This is a genomic window from Streptomyces sp. NPDC020996, from assembly GCF_040641355.1.
In the GTDB taxonomy this organism is placed as follows: Bacteria; Actinomycetota; Actinomycetes; order Streptomycetales; family Streptomycetaceae; genus Streptomyces.
Map to the genome: position 1 here is coordinate 51,562 of NZ_JBFADM010000024.1, position 14,117 is coordinate 65,678.

Consider the following 14,117-nt stretch of genomic DNA (forward strand, 5'->3'; position numbering starts at 1 on the left):
CTCGTGGCGCGCGGGGTGTGCGGGCTCGGCGCGCGCGGGGAGCGCCGGGGCCGCGGAGCCGTCAGACGAGGCCGAGCGAGCGGACCGCCTCGCGCTCCTCCTCGAGCTCCTTGACGGAGGCGTCGATGCGGGTGCGGGAGAACTCGTTGATCTCCAGGCCCTGGACGATCTCGTACTTGCCGTCCTTGCAGGTGACCGGGAAGGAGGAGATGAGGCCCTCCGGGACGCCGTAGGAGCCGTCCGACGGGATGCCCATGGAGGTCCAGTCGCCCTCGGCGGTGCCGTTGACCCAGGTGTGGATGTGGTCGATGGCGGCGTTGGCGGCGGAGGCGGCGGACGACGCGCCACGGGCCTCGATGATCGCGGCGCCGCGCTTGGCGACGGTCGGGATGAAGTCCTCGGCCAGCCACTTCTCGTCGTTCACGGCCTCGGCGGCGTTCTTGCCGGCGACCGTGGCGTGGAAGATGTCCGGGTACTGGGTGGCGGAGTGGTTGCCCCAGATGGTCAGGCGCTTGATGTCGGCGACCGTGGTGCCCGTCTTCTTCGCGAGCTGGGTGAGCGCGCGGTTGTGGTCGAGGCGGGTCATGGCGGTGAAGCGCTCGGCGGGTACGTCCGGCGCGGCGGCCTGGGCGATCAGCGCGTTGGTGTTGGCCGGGTTGCCGACGACGAGGACCCTGATGTCGTCCGCGGCGTTGTCGTTGATGGCCTTGCCCTGCGGCTTGAAGATGCCGCCGTTGGCCTCCAGCAGGTCACCGCGCTCCATGCCCTTGGTGCGCGGGCGGGCGCCCACGAGGAGGGCGACGTTGGCGCCGTCGAAGGCCACGTTCGGGTCGTCGGTGATGTCGATGCCCTGCAGGAGCGGGAACGCGCAGTCGTCCAGCTCCATGGCCGTGCCCTCGGCGGCCTTCAGCGCCGGGGTGATCTCCAGCAGGCGGAGCTTGACCGGCACGTCCGCGCCGAGCAGCTGGCCGGAGGCGATGCGGAAGAGCAGGGCGTAACCGATCTGGCCGGCCGCGCCGGTGACGGTGACGTTCACGGGAGTGCGGGTCATGGCGTTCTCCGTATGACAGCTGGCGGTGGGCGTCCTTGCCCGGGGTGCGGACGTGCGAATGATCGATCTCTTGGTATCAAGAGATCCACCGGTCAGGCTATCGCGCATCCGGGATCCCGGACGTCCGGGGTTGTGTGGCCCGTCCCACAGAGTGACGCCGCAGCGACAGGGGACGGCGCCGCGACACGGGAAGGCGGCGCGGGCCGGGCCCGGTGGCGGTGGCGCGCGGCATGGGGCGGCGCGCGGCATGGGACGGCGGCCGCCCGTCCGGGAGAGGAGGGACGGAGACGGCCGCCTGGTGGGGGGTCCCGACTGTGCCGGACTCCCGTGGGGGTACGGTTCGCGTGCCCGGGACGCGGGCGCCTAATCCTGGTGCCGGAATTTTCTTTCGCGGACGTCCCCCGCCCGGCTCACTTCGTGCAGCCCTGCTGCCCCGACGCGAGCGTCGCGCACGCCGTCGCGTCGCCCGCGTCCTTCACGCCCACCATCGGCGTGTACGCGATCGTGTCGCCGGCCGTGCTGATGCTGTCGGTCTGCCGGACCTTGCCCGCCGACACCTGGACCTGGTCGCCCTGGACGCCCTGGGGGATGCGGCCCCAGGCGGCCTCGCAGGTCTTGCTGTAGCGGACCTCGACGGTGGTCGTGCCGACGGTTGCGGTCTTGGCGGTGGTCACCGCGGTGGCGTCCTTGGTGCAGCCCATGCTCTCCGCGTCCTTGCCGGTGCAGGAGCCGCCGCTGCACTTCACGCCGGGCGGCAGGTCGGTGGCGACGCCGGCGGAGGGCGAGGGGGACTTCTTCTCGCCCTCGTCGTCCTTGCCCCCGCCGTCGGCCAGGAAGAACCCGCCCGCGATCACGACCAGCACGCCGACGGCGCCCGCGAGGAACATCGTCAGCCGCCGCTTGCCGCCGCTCCCGCCGGCGGAACCCCCGTCGCCGTGCCGCGGACCCTGGGCGGGCTCGCCGTACGGGCTCGGGGTGCCCGGCGTCCGGCCGGCACCGCCGGGGGCCGGCGTCCCGGCACCCGGACGGCGTCCGCCGGACGCGGCCGGACCCCGGTAGCCGGCCATGTTCCACGAGTTGGTGCCGTGTCCGCCGGAGGACGGCCCGGCGGACACGGCACCGCCGGCGGGCCGCGGGCCCGTCCTGTCGTCCGCCGGGTACGGGGCCGCCGGACGCGGCGGCACCGTCGGGGCGACGCCCGCCGGTCCGGCGACGCCGGGTGTCGCCGCCGCTCCGCCGCTCCTGCGGGACTGCTTGCCCTTGGCGTTCGCCGGGGGCGTGGCCAGTTCGCTGAGCGCGTCGCGCGCCTGCGAGATCCGGATCGCCTCCATGGTCATGTCATGGCGCATCTCCGAACGGCTCCAGGCACGCTCGGCGAGCTCCCACATCGTCGTCAGGTGGATCGGATTGGTGCCCGTGACCTCGGCCAGCGCGACGGTGGCGCCCTTGGGCGCGAGCAGCCGGCCGTTCAGGTAACGCTCCCAGGACGTCTTGCTGTAGCCGGTGCGGTCGGCCACGGACGCGATGCTCAGTCCACTGCGGTCCACGAGCCGCCGCAACTGGCTCGCGAACTCCCTGATCTGGGGATCCAGGTCCTCCGGCAAGGCCTTCCAACGAGGCATCGCTTCCCCCCTCTTCCCCCGGTTTGGTGCTGTTCTCCGCCCCCGCGCGGGGTGCCCTCTGCCGAGACCCCCGCTGGCTACCCGCAGGGATGCGCCGACTCAGGATCTCAGTTCCCGGGGTGGGGGGGCGCACGGGTGCGTCGGGGCCGGGGCATGCACCGTCGCACGCCGGCCGGACCACGGTCCAGGCTCCCACTGACCGCCCCCTGCGGCCGACCCCACCGGTACCGCCGGTTCCACTGGTCCCGACGGTCCCGCCGGCTTCGTGGGTCCCGTCGGTTCCGCTGGTCACACCGGTTCCGCTGGTCACGCCGTCATGCCAGTCACGCCCGCCTTGCAGGCGTCGGCGCTCCAGTCGGTTGCCCGGTCGGTGCGAGGGACGGCGCCGGGCGGTGCGCGGTTCCCGCGTCCGTGGCGAAGCGCGGACACCGTAGCGAAACGGTCACCTCCGTGCCACAGCGCGCGGACAGCCGTTGAACAGGCGGTTCACGGCGGGAGAGGGTTGATCCGTGCGGCGGCCCGTCCTTGCTCGGGGGAGGGGACGGGCCGTCGCCGCGTGGCGCGTCGCCGCGTGGCGCGTCGCCGTGCGGGCGGGCCGGGAGGCCGCGCGGGCCGTTCGGCTAACCGCTGACCGTGAAGTGCAGGGTGTCCTTCAGGAACGGGATCTGCAGCAAGGGGTGCGGCTGGACCATCAGCGCCAGCAGCACGATCGCCAGCCCGAGGGCCCCGTAGGTGACGATGTCCGTGAAGCGGGAGCGCACGGCGAGCATGCCGACGTCGGGCAGCAGCCAGCGCAGGACACCGCCGGCGACCAGCGCGATGCCGATCAGCAGCGTGCCGTACCGGAAGGCGTCGAGGGCGGTCAGCAGCAGGCCGCACGCGACCAGGCCCAGCACGGTGAGGACCGGCCACTGCCGGGCGGGCGCCGGGGCGTCGCCCGGCGCGGCCCGGCCGCCGCCCTCGGGGCGGGCGGTGTCCCGGGTGAACAGCGGGAAGCGGCGGGTGACGCGGCGCGGCCTGCCCTCGGCGTCCGGCGCGCTGACCGCGTCCCGCACCTGGAGGTCGTCGGTGTCCTCAGCCGGCACGGCGCTCCGCCGCCTCGACCACGTTGACGAGCAGCTGGGCCCGGGTCATCGGACCGACGCCGCCGGGGTTGGGGGAGATCCAGCCGGCCACCTCGGCGACGTCCGGGTGGACGTCGCCCACGATCTTGCCCTCGGCGCTGCGGGAGACGCCCACGTCGAGGACGGCGGCACCCGGCTTGACGTCCTCGGGACGGATCAGGTGGGCGGAGCCGGCGGCCGCGACGATGATGTCGGCACGCTTCAGGTGCGCCGACAGGTCGCGCGTCCCCGTGTGGCACTGGGTCACCGTCGCGTTCTCGGAGCGGCGGGTGAGCAGCAGCGGCATCGGCCGGCCGATGGTGACACCGCGGCCGACGACCACGACCTCGGCGCCCTTGATCTCCACGCCGTAGCGGCGCAGCAGGGTGAGCACGCCGTTGGGGGTGCAGGGCAGCGGGGCCCGCTCGTTCAGGACCAGGCGGCCGAGGTTCATCGGGTGCAGGCCGTCGGCGTCCTTGTCCGGGTCCATCAGCTCGAGGATGCGGTTCTCGTCGATGCCCTTGGGCAGCGGCAGCTGGACGATGTAGCCGGTGCAGGCCGGGTCCTCGTTCAGCTCGCGAACGACCGCCTCGATCTCCTGCTGCGTCGCCGTGGCCGGCAGCTCGCGCTGGATGGAGGCGATGCCGACCTGGGCGCAGTCGCGGTGCTTGCCGGCGACGTACTTCTGGCTGCCGGGGTCGTCCCCGACCAGGATGGTGCCGAGGCCGGGCGTGACGCCCTTCTCCTTCAGCGCCGCCACCCGGGCGGTCAGATCGGACTTGATCGCGGCTGCGGTGGCCTTGCCATCGAGAATCTGGGCGGTCATGGCCCCATCCTCGCGGATGACGGCCCCCCGGTTCCAATCCGGGTCCCTCCGGAGGGCAAGGCGCCGCTCCCCCGGTGTCCGGCCATGATCAGCGATGTTGCACTTGCACAACACCTGCGGAATGCGGCTGGACAAGTAAGTCACCGGTAAAGAACGATGGCGGAACAGTGCCGCGGGCAGCTCATCGGGGGGACGCACCGCAGACTCGGATTCTTTTCGGATCTTCCTCCGTACGGCGCCGCGCGTCGTCCCCGCACCTGGAGCAACGGAGGAAACCCCGCCATGAGTTTCGGCGATCCCAACAACCCCTACGGCCCGCCCCCGGGCCAGCAGCCGGGCTACCCCCAGGGTCAGCAGCCGGGGTATCCGCAGGGTCAGCAGCCGGGTTACCCCCAGGGCCAGCCGGGCTACGGCTACCCGCAGCAGCAGCCTCCCGGCTACGGTTACCCCGCCGCTCCCGCGCCCCAGCCCTACGGCGGCGCCCCGATGATGACGACGATGCCGGGCACCGTGAGCGCGGCCCGCATCCTGCTGTGGGTCATCGTCGCCCTGCAGCTGCTGGGTGTGGCCCTGTTCGCCTTCAGCGCCGCGACCATCCAGGCCGCCAAGAACGGCTCCCTCGACAACGAGGCGGCCTTCGAGCAGCTCAAGAACTACTCGACCGGCGCGCTGTGGGGCTTCACGGTGTTCGCGCTGGCCTGGGGAGTGTTCGCGCTCCTGCTGGCGGTGAAGTTCAACACCGGCGGCAACGGCGTGCGCGTGGCGGCGATGATCTTCGGCATCATCACCGCGGTCCTCGGCATCTACCCGTTCATCATCGTCGGTCTCATCCACACGGTGCTCGGCATCCTGATCGCCGTGTTCGTCGGCAACGCCAACGGCAACGCCTGGTTCAACCGAGCGCGTTACTGAGCCGGCGGGGCCGCTCGCGCCGAGCCGTCCGCGCCGCAGAAACGCCGAAACACCGAAACACCGAAACACCGAAACACCGAAACACCGAAACACCGAAACACCGAGGGCCGTGTCCCACCCCGCGGGGAGGGACACGGCCCTGCCGCGTCACGCGGACGCCGCGATCGACGGACGCCGCCATCAGTGAACGCCGCGATCGACGGATGCCGCGGTCAGCGGACGCCGCGGTCAGCGGACGCCGCGGTCGGGCGACGCGACGCCGCGATCAGTGGAAGAAGTGCCGCGTGCCGGTGAAGTACATCGTGATGCCGGCCTTCTCGGCGGCCTCGACCACCAGTTCGTCGCGGACCGAGCCGCCGGGCTGGACGATGGCCTTGATCCCGGCCTCGCTCAGCACGTCGATGTTGTCCGGGAAGGGGAAGAAGGCGTCCGACGCCGCGTAGGAGCCCCGGACCCGCTCCTCGCCGGCCCGCTGGACGGCCAGCCGGCAGGAGTCCACGCGGTTGACCTGGCCCATGCCGACGCCGACCGAGGCGCCGTCCTTGGCGAGCAGGATGGCGTTGGACTTCACCGCCCGGCACGCCTTCCAGGCGAAGGCCAGCTCGGCGAGCTCGGCCTCGGACAGCGCCTCGCCGGTCGCGAGCGTCCAGCCCGCCGGGTCGTCACCGTCGGCCTGGAGGCGGTCGGTGACCTGCACCAGGACGCCGCCGTCGACGGGCTTGACCTCGACCGGGTTGGCGGGGGCGCCGGGCGCCTTCAGCACGCGGATGTTCTTCTTCTTGGTGAGGGCCTCCAGCGCGCCGTCCTCGTAGTCGGGCGCGACGATGACCTCGGTGAAGATCTCCGCGACCTGCTCCGCCATCTCCTTGCTGACCGGCCGGTTGACGGCGATCACGCCGCCGAACGCCGACAGCGGGTCGCAGGCGTGCGCCTTGCGGTGCGCCTCGGCGACGTCCGCGCCGATCGCGATGCCGCACGGGTTGGCGTGCTTGATGATCGCGACGCAGGGCTCGGCGTGGTCGTACGCGGCACGGCGGGCGGCGTCCGTGTCCGTGTAGTTGTTGTACGACATCTCCTTGCCGTGCAGCTGCTCGGCCTCGGCGAGGCCGCCGCCGGTGCCGTCGACGTAGAGGGCGGCGGGCTGGTGCGGGTTCTCGCCGTAGCGCAGGGTGTTCTTGCGCTCCCAGGTGGCGCCGAGGAAGTCGGGGAACGACGAGTCGTCGACGGGCGCGTAGGAGGAGGCGAACCAGCTCGCGACGGCTACGTCGTAGGCGGCGGTGTGCTGGAAGGCCTCGGCGGCGAGCCGCTTGCGGGTGGCGAGGTCGAAGCCGCCGTCCTTGACCGCGGACAGGACGTCGGCGTACCGGGCGGGGCTGGTGACGACCGCGACCGAGGGGTGGTTCTTGGCGGCGGCGCGGACCATCGACGGGCCGCCGATGTCGATCTGCTCGACGCACTCGTCGGGGGTGGCACCGGAGGCGACGGTCTCCCGGAACGGGTAGAGGTTGACGACGACGAGGTCGAACGGCTCGACGCCCAGCTCGGCGAGCTGCTGCCGGTGGCTGTCCAGGCGCAGGTCGGCGAGGATGCCCGCGTGGACCTTCGGGTGCAGGGTCTTGACCCGGCCGTCCAGGCACTCGGGGAAGCCGGTGAGCTCCTCGACCTTGGTGACGGGGACGCCGGCGGCGGCGATCTTCGCGGCGGTGGAACCGGTGGAGACGAGTTCCACGCCCGCCTCGTTCAGGCCGCGGGCGAGCTCCTCGAGCCCGGTCTTGTCGTAGACGCTGACGAGCGCCCGGCGAATCGGCCGCTTGTTGCTCTCGGCGGTCACTGGATAACTACCTTTCGTCCCTCGATGCGATAGCCGTTGCGGGCGAGGCGCCCCACGACCTCGACGAGCAGCCTTCGCTCGACTTCCTTGATGCGCTCGTGCAGAGCGCTCTCGTCGTCCTCGTCCCGTACCTCCACCACGCCCTGGGCGATGATCGGTCCGGTGTCGACGCCGTCGTCGACGAAGTGGACGGTGCAGCCGGTGACCTTGGCGCCGTACGCGAGGGCGTCCCGCACGCCGTGGGCTCCGGGGAAACTGGGCAGGAGGGCGGGGTGCGTGTTGACGAACCGGCCGCCGAATCGGGCCAGGAACTCCTTGCCCACGATCTTCATGAAGCCCGCCGACACCACGAGGTCGGGCCGGTACGCGGATACGGCCTCGGCGAGGGCGGCGTCCCACGCCTCACGGGTGTCGTAGTCCTTGACCCGGCACACGAAGGTGGGCAGTCCGGCGCGCTCGGCGCGGGCGAGGCCCTCGATGCCCTCCCGGTCCGCGCCGACGGCCACGATCTCGGCTCCGTACGCCTCGGCGCCGGTGGTCGCGATGGTGTCGAGGAGCGCCTGCAGGTTCGTACCGGATCCGGAGACCAGCACGACGAGGCGCTTGGCCACGGGCTTGGCGGCCACGGTGGGGCCCTTTCTCGGGGAGGCGTTTGTATGGTCGTACGAATGCTTCGCGCCCCCGGATACGGGGAAGTCTACGAAGCGACCGACCGTCAGCAACGATACCGGCACACCGGACGGCCCCCGTGGGACGGGGGCGTGGCCGGAAGGTAGCGTCTGCGGGGAGCGGGCTCGGGAACGCGGCAGGCGTGCGGAGCGTTTCCGGGGTGACAGCTCAGGCCGGGCCCGGCCGCCGGACCCACCAAAGCCACCGTACTCGCCAAGGGGAAGACGCTCACTTGATGCCGGACCGCAGTCTGCGACTCCTCGCCCTCCCCCCGCTTCCGGCGCAGGAAGGGGAGCACAGCCGCGTGCTGCTGCGGGAGCGGCCCGCCTCGCCTCCCGAGGCGCCCTCGGGCGGGACGAGGGGTGACGGGCGTGAGGGGGGCGCGCAGGAGGACAACCCGTTCGCGCCGCCGCCGGAGGGCGCTCCGGACCGGCCCTGGCAGCCGCGCCGCCCGGTGGGACGGGACTCCGGGGGCCGCGGGGGCCACGGGGACTCGGGGGGCTCGGGAGACTCCGACGGCTCGTCCGGTGAGGGCGGGCGTTCACCCTGGGGCAGCCAGTGGAGCGACCGCCAGCCCGGCCGCTCCTCCGGCGGCTTCGGCGAACGCCCCGGTGCTCAGCGCGGCGACAGCGAGGGCCCCAAGGGCCCCGGTCCCGGCGCGAACATGCGCTGGGACCCCACCGACCCCGTCCAGCGCCGTGCCCGGTACGCGCTGCTGGGCGGCATGTGGGCGTTCTTCTTCTCCCTGTTCGGCTGGCCGTACGTGGCCCTGCTGCTCGGCGCGCTCTCCCTGTACTGGGGCATCAGCGCGCTGCGCGCCAAGCCGCGCGCCGGCGCCGGCCCCGAGGCCGCCGGCCGCCCGCAGACGACGGCGGCGGTGAGCGGCCTGGTCACGGCGTCCCTGGCCATCCTCCTGGTCGCCGCGAACTTCACCGCGCACCTGGTCTACAGCGACTACTACACCTGCCGGAGCGACGCCCTCACCAGCGAGGCGAAGCAGTCCTGCAGCCAGCACCTGCCGAAGGAACTGCGCGGCGTGCTGGACGCCAACAGCTGACCTACCGCAGCTCCTGGGGCCTGCTCGGCCGGTCCGGCTCGGGGGACTTCTGATGCTCGCCCGGCTCCTGCGGCGGCTGCTGCGGCTGCTGCTGCGGCTGCTGCGGGCCGGGCGCCTGCTCCGGAGGGTCAGGGGGCAGGGCGTCCCAGGGCTGGAAGCCGACGTCGTACAGGCCGGGGAAGGCGCACGCCTCGGTGGCGTCGGCGCCGGGGACGCGAGCCGGCGGCGGGACGCCGGGCCGGCCGGACGCACGGCGCGCGAATGAGGGCAGCCGCAGCCGCGGACGGCGGCGGGCGGGGTGCACGGATGCGGGCGCGGGCGCGAGCCCGGGTGTGGGCGCGGGCGCGGGCGCGGGGGCGGGGGCGGGGGCGGGGGCGGGGGCGGGTGCGGGGGCGAGCCTGGGTCCTGGTGTGGGCGCGGCGCGGTGGCGGGGCCGTCGGGCCAGTGCCGTCGGGAGCGCCGTGACCGCCGTCCACAGCAGGGCCGCGCCGCCCGTCTGCCACCACACCGGGCCGAACCGGGCGAGCGCCGCCACGCCGAGCGGCCCGCCCGCCAGGGCCGCGAGCACCGCCATCGCGCCCCCGCACATCAGCGCCGCCAGACCGGCCGTTCCGGCGGTCCACCGGCGCGAGCGGACGGCGTCCCGGTCCGCGGCCCGCCCCACGAGCCACCCCACCGTCACCCCGGCCGCCGCCGGCACCACCGCCGCCACCCAGTTCACCGGTCCCCCGGCCCCCGGTTCCGGCACCGCCGCCAGGAGCGGGAACGACGGCAACGAGGACACCGGTGCCGACGAGAGGGGTGCGACGACATGGCCGGCGTGCAGGGCGAAACCGGGACCGAGCGCGTACGCCGCCGCCCAGACCGCCGCGTTCGGCAGCAGCGCCACGCAGAGCAGCAGCACCGCGAACCGGCCGGACCAGCCCTCCGTCAGCCGCAGCAGGGACGCCCCCGCCGCCCCGCCGTGCCGGACCAGGGAGACCGCCAGCAACAGCGCCCCGCCGCCGACGAGCACCGCCGCCCCGCCCGCCCCGGCCCGCGCGGCCACGACCAGGCGGTCCCGGGTATCGGCCCCCGGCAGGAACCGTCGCACCGGCGCCGGCAGGAGAACCGGCACGCCGTCCACCGCCCCGTACGCACGGCCGGCCACCGCCCCGTACGCACGGCCGTACGCCGTCCATACGCCTGCCCCGGCCGCCGCCGCGGTGACCAGCGGCAGGCTCCTTGCGGTCCCCGCCCATGAGGGCCGCAGTTCGCCGCCCGACGCGTACAGCGCGGCGGCCGCGGCGACGGCGAGGTAGCCGACGACGACGCCCGTCCACGCCGTGCGGCCCGGCACGAGCGGTTCGCCGGCCTCGCCCGCGTCCGTCGCGTCCCGGGCGGCCCGGTGCACCAGCCACACGGGAAGCGCCAGGAGCAGCAGCGGGGTGACGCCGACCGGTGCCGGGACGCCGGAGAGGGTGTCGGTGCGGACCAGTTCCGCGCCGTGCGCGAGCAGCCACAGGGCGGCGACGACGTGCAACACGCCGCGGGGCCCGGTGTCGGGGTACGGCGAGCTGATCCACAGCACGGTCACCAGCATGGCGAACGCCCCGAGCCCGAGCCCGGCGGCGACCGCACCGCCCACGAGGCCGGCGGCCGGCCGGGGCGCTCGGCGGCGCCTCCGGGCGAGCCGCGGCGGCAACGGCGATCGGCGAGGGGTCATCCGGGTCACGCCCGCCATGCTCCCAACGACACGCTCTTTCCCGTCGTAACCGCCGAACCTTCGATGTGTCGCCCAATATGTTGTTATGTACTTTTTCGTACGAAGGGGCGCGCAGTGACGCGGAGCCAGCAGACCGGCCAGGAGTCCGACCTGACGCCCGCTCAGGCATTCGACGCGTTGTACGCGTTCTGCGCCCCCGCCCTCGTACGGCAGGCCTACCTCCTCACCGGGCGGCGCGAGGCGGCGCGTGAGGCGGTCGAGCGGGCCTTCCACCTCGCCTGGCAACGCTGGCCCGAGGTGGCCCGCGACCCGGATCCGGCGGGCTGGGTGCGGGCGGCCGCACACGAGTGCGCGCTCTCCCCCTGGCACCGCCTCCGCCCGCGCCGCCGGCACCCCGAACCGCCGCCTGCCGACCCCGCCCACCGCGCGCTGCTCCAGGCCCTGCGGCACCTCCCGCCGCCCCACCGCCGCACCCTCGTGCTGTACGACGGCGTCGGCCTGGACCTGCCGGAGACGGCGGCGGAGACGGAGGCGAGCACCCCGGCGACGGCGCACCGGCTGCTGCACGCGCGCGAGGCGGTCGCCGCGTGCCTGCCGGAGCTGGCGGACCCCGGAGTACTGCGCCGGCGGCTGGCCGAGGCGGCCTCCGCGGAACGGCTGCGGGCCGCCGCCCCGACGGCCGTGCGCACGAGCTGCGAGCGCCGGGCGCGTTTCTGGACGCGGGCGGCGATCGCCTTCACCGCCTCGCTGATCGCGACGACGGCGCTGACCCTGCGCACCGCGCCGACGCGCTACGAGCCCCCGGTCCCGCCCGGGCAGACCGTGCAGGGGCTGCCGCCGCGGGTCGCGCCGGGGCCGCTGTCGCAGCGCGAGGCGCGGTTGCGGGCCAAGCTGCGCTCCCAGGTCGTCCGGGGCCCGGAGCGACTGCTGCCCGCGCCGCGGTGACACACTCCGACGCCGTCCGGTGACACGCCGCGGCGACACACCCCCAGTGGCACGCCGCGCTGACGCGCCCCCGCTGACGACGGTGGGCCCGCCCCCGGGAAGGGGGCGGGCCCACGAGCCGTACGGACGGCCGGACGACCGGGTTCAGCCGGCCAGGATCTCGCGCGCCAGCTTCGCCGTCTCGGTCGGCGTCTTGCCGACCTTGACGCCGGCGGCCTCGAGGGCCTCCTTCTTCGCCTGCGCGGTGCCGGAGGAACCAGAGACGATGGCGCCGGCGTGGCCCATCGTCTTGCCCTCGGGCGCGGTGAAGCCCGCGACGTAGCCGACGACCGGCTTGGTCACGTTCTCCTTGATGAAGGCCGCGGCCCGCTCCTCGGCGTCGCCGCCGATCTCACCGATCATGACGATCAGGTCGGTGTCGGGGTCGTCCTGGAAGGCGGCCAGGGCGTCGATGTGGGTGGTGCCGATGATCGGGTCACCGCCGATGCCGACGGCCGTGGAGAAGCCGATGTCCCGCAGCTCGTACATCATCTGGTAGGTCAGCGTGCCCGACTTCGACACCAGGCCGATGCGGCCCGGCTTGGTGATGTCGCCCGGGATGATGCCGACGTTGGACTGGCCCGGGGTGATGATGCCGGGGCAGTTCGGGCCGATGATGCGGGTCTTGTTGCCCTTCTTGCCGGCGTACGCCCAGAAGGCGGCCGTGTCGTGCACGGCGATGCCCTCGGTGATCACGACGGCCAGCGGGATCTCGGCGTCGATGGCCTCGTCGACCGCGTCCTTGGTGAACTTCTCCGGCACGAAGATGACGGAGACGTTGGCGCCGGTCTTCTCGATGGCCTCCTTGACGGTGCCGAACACCGGTACCTCGGTGCCGTCGAAGTCCACGGTCTGACCCGCCTTGCGCGGGTTCACGCCGCCCACGACGTGAGTGCCGTCACCGATCATGAGCTTGGTGTGCTTCATGCCGGTGGCACCGGTCATGCCCTGGACGATGACCTTGCTGTCCTTGTTGAGCCAGATAGCCATGGTGTGTTGTGTCCTCGTCCTGAGTGCTTACTTGGCGGCGTGGGCCAGCTCGGCGGCCTTGTCGGCCGCGCCGTCCATGGTGTCGACGCGCTGGACCAGCGGGTGGTCGGCGTCGGTGAGGATCTGTCGGCCCAGGTCGGCGTTGTTGCCGTCGAGGCGGACGACGAGCGGCTTGGTGACCTCCTCGCCGCGGTCCTCCAGGAGCTTCAGGGCCTGGACGATGCCGTTGGCGACCTCGTCACAGGCGGTGATGCCACCGAAGACGTTGACGAACACGGACTTGACGTCCGGGTCGCCGAGGATGATCTCCAGGCCGTTCGCCATGACCTGGGCGGAGGCGCCGCCGCCGATGTCGAGGAAGTTGGCGGGCTTGACGCCGCCGTGGTTCTCACCGGCGTACGCGACGACGTCCAGGGTGCTCATGACGAGACCGGCGCCGTTGCCGATGATGCCGACCTCGCCGTCGAGCTTGACGTAGTTGAGGTTCTTCGCCTTGGCCGCGGCCTCCAGGGGGTTGGCCGCCGCCTTGTCGTGGAGTTCCTCGAAGTCGGGGTGACGGAACTCGGCGTTGTCGTCCAGCGACACCTTGCCGTCGAGGGCGATGACCTCACCGGAGGCCACCTTCGCCAACGGGTTCACCTCGACCAGGAGGGCGTCCTCCTTGATGAAGGTGTCCCACAGCTTGACGAGGACGTTCGCGACCTTGTCCGCGACCTCGGCCGGGAACTTGGCGGCCGCGACGATCTCACGGGCCTTGGCCTCGTCCACACCGTCGATGGCGTCGATGGCGACCTTGGCGACGGCCTCCGGACGGGTGGCCGCCACCTCCTCGATCTCCATGCCGCCCTCGACGGAGGCGATGGAGAGGAAGGTGCGGTTCGCACGGTCGAGGAGGAACGAGACGTAGTACTCCTCGAGGATCTCCGGAGCGGTCTCGGCGATCATCACCTTGTGGACCGTGTGGCCCTTGATGTCCATGCCGAGGATGTCCGTCGCGCGGGCGACGGCCTCGTCCGGGGTGGCGGCGAGCTTCACGCCACCGGCCTTGCCGCGGCCGCCGACCTTCACCTGGGCCTTGACGACGGACTTGCCACCGAGGCGCTCAGTGGCTGCGCGGGCCGCCTCAGGCGTGTCGATGACTTCACCGGCCAGCACCGGTACATCGTGCTTGGCGAAGAGGTCCCTCGCCTGGTACTCGAACAGGTCCACGCGCTTCCGTCCCTATCAGTGATCTCGCGGTTCGTTGGATGCGTGGGCGTGCCGCGAAGGGCAACGTGACGTCCGCCGTCTGTCACAAGGGAGGCGCACACGGTGTCCGAGCGCGCGGCATGTCCGTCTCGCAGGTTATCGCCGCTGACGGAGGGTCT

11 protein-coding genes and 1 pseudogene are annotated in these 14,117 nt (G+C 73.0%); 3 read left to right on the top strand and 9 right to left on the bottom strand.

The genetic code is table 11. The annotated features are described in order from the left end of the window. Positions 1–61 precede the first annotated feature (61 nt). The 4 genes from AB0G63_RS18545 to AB0G63_RS18560 form a co-directional block, all read right to left on the bottom strand. Positions 62–1,051 carry a malate dehydrogenase gene (locus AB0G63_RS18545; RefSeq protein WP_360751119.1) on the bottom strand — a complete coding sequence of 330 codons (990 nt, stop codon included), beginning with the start codon at positions 1,049–1,051 and terminating at the stop codon, positions 62–64. Positions 1,052–1,461: 410 nt separating this feature from the next. Next, positions 1,462–2,673 carry a DUF2690 domain-containing protein gene (locus tag AB0G63_RS18550; protein ID WP_360751121.1) on the bottom strand — a complete coding sequence of 404 codons (1,212 nt, stop codon included), beginning with the start codon at positions 2,671–2,673 and terminating at the stop codon, positions 1,462–1,464. A gap of 620 nt (positions 2,674–3,293) precedes the next feature. After that, positions 3,294–3,758, bottom strand: a complete 465-nt coding sequence (locus AB0G63_RS18555; RefSeq protein ID WP_360751123.1) for a DUF3017 domain-containing protein — start codon at positions 3,756–3,758, stop codon at positions 3,294–3,296. Further along, positions 3,748–4,602: a bifunctional methylenetetrahydrofolate dehydrogenase/methenyltetrahydrofolate cyclohydrolase gene (locus AB0G63_RS18560; protein WP_360751125.1), complete on the bottom strand. Its 855-nt coding sequence runs from the start codon at positions 4,600–4,602 to the stop codon at positions 3,748–3,750. Before AB0G63_RS18560 ends, AB0G63_RS18555 begins: the two co-directional genes overlap by 11 nt. A 282-nt stretch (positions 4,603–4,884) precedes the next feature. Here AB0G63_RS18560 and AB0G63_RS18565 point away from each other — a divergent pair, with 282 nt between their 5' ends. Then, positions 4,885–5,514, top strand: a complete 630-nt coding sequence (locus AB0G63_RS18565) for a hypothetical protein (RefSeq protein WP_360751127.1) — start codon at positions 4,885–4,887, stop codon at positions 5,512–5,514. 265 nt (positions 5,515–5,779) lie between these two features. Here AB0G63_RS18565 and purH read toward each other — a convergent pair whose 3' ends face one another. After that, positions 5,780–7,345, bottom strand: a complete 1,566-nt coding sequence (gene purH / locus AB0G63_RS18570) for a bifunctional phosphoribosylaminoimidazolecarboxamide formyltransferase/IMP cyclohydrolase (RefSeq protein ID WP_360751129.1) — start codon at positions 7,343–7,345, stop codon at positions 5,780–5,782. Next, positions 7,342–7,971 (bottom strand): phosphoribosylglycinamide formyltransferase, encoded by a 630-nt coding sequence (purN, locus tag AB0G63_RS18575; protein WP_360751131.1) that lies wholly within the window; start codon positions 7,969–7,971, stop codon positions 7,342–7,344. Before purN ends, purH begins: the two co-directional genes overlap by 4 nt. 278 nt (positions 7,972–8,249) lie before the next feature. On the opposite strand from purN, the gene AB0G63_RS18580 reads away from it, so the two are divergent. After that, entirely contained in the window at positions 8,250–9,071 is an 822-nt protein-coding gene (locus AB0G63_RS18580; RefSeq protein ID WP_360751133.1) for a hypothetical protein, read from the top strand. A gap of 1 nt (position 9,072) precedes the next feature. Here AB0G63_RS18580 and AB0G63_RS18585 read toward each other — a convergent pair whose 3' ends face one another. Further along, positions 9,073–10,794, bottom strand: coding sequence for a DUF6350 family protein (locus tag AB0G63_RS18585; RefSeq protein WP_360751135.1), 1,722 nt, complete (start codon positions 10,792–10,794; stop codon positions 9,073–9,075). Positions 10,795–10,926: 132 nt separating this feature from the next. Between AB0G63_RS18585 and AB0G63_RS18590 the strand changes: the two are divergent. Beyond that, positions 10,927–11,721, top strand: a pseudogene (locus tag AB0G63_RS18590) (RNA polymerase subunit sigma-24); the annotation flags it as partial. Between the two features lie 144 nt (positions 11,722–11,865). On the opposite strand, the gene sucD reads toward AB0G63_RS18590, so the two are convergent. Then, positions 11,866–12,750, bottom strand: coding sequence for a succinate--CoA ligase subunit alpha (sucD, locus tag AB0G63_RS18595; RefSeq protein ID WP_324789072.1), 885 nt, complete (start codon positions 12,748–12,750; stop codon positions 11,866–11,868). 27 nt (positions 12,751–12,777) lie between these two features. Then, positions 12,778–13,959, bottom strand: coding sequence for an ADP-forming succinate--CoA ligase subunit beta (sucC, locus tag AB0G63_RS18600; protein WP_360751137.1), 1,182 nt, complete (start codon positions 13,957–13,959; stop codon positions 12,778–12,780). Positions 13,960–14,117: the final 158 nt, after the last annotated feature.

Excerpts from the sequence above, each read along its gene's own strand:
- sucD (WP_324789072.1), bottom strand. The coding sequence starts at position 12,750 with ATGGCTATCTGGCTCAACAAGGACAGCAAGGTCATCGTCCAGGGCATG.
- AB0G63_RS18550 (WP_360751121.1), bottom strand. The coding sequence starts at position 2,673 with ATGCCTCGTTGGAAGGCCTTGCCGGAGGACCTGGATCCCCAGATCAGG.
- AB0G63_RS18585 (WP_360751135.1), bottom strand. The coding sequence starts at position 10,794 with ATGGCGGGCGTGACCCGGATGACCCCTCGCCGATCGCCGTTGCCGCCG.
- AB0G63_RS18580 (WP_360751133.1), top strand. The coding sequence starts at position 8,250 with ATGCCGGACCGCAGTCTGCGACTCCTCGCCCTCCCCCCGCTTCCGGCG.
- AB0G63_RS18565 (WP_360751127.1), top strand. The coding sequence starts at position 4,885 with ATGAGTTTCGGCGATCCCAACAACCCCTACGGCCCGCCCCCGGGCCAG.
- AB0G63_RS18545 (WP_360751119.1), bottom strand. The coding sequence starts at position 1,051 with ATGACCCGCACTCCCGTGAACGTCACCGTCACCGGCGCGGCCGGCCAG.
- AB0G63_RS18560 (WP_360751125.1), bottom strand. The coding sequence starts at position 4,602 with ATGACCGCCCAGATTCTCGATGGCAAGGCCACCGCAGCCGCGATCAAG.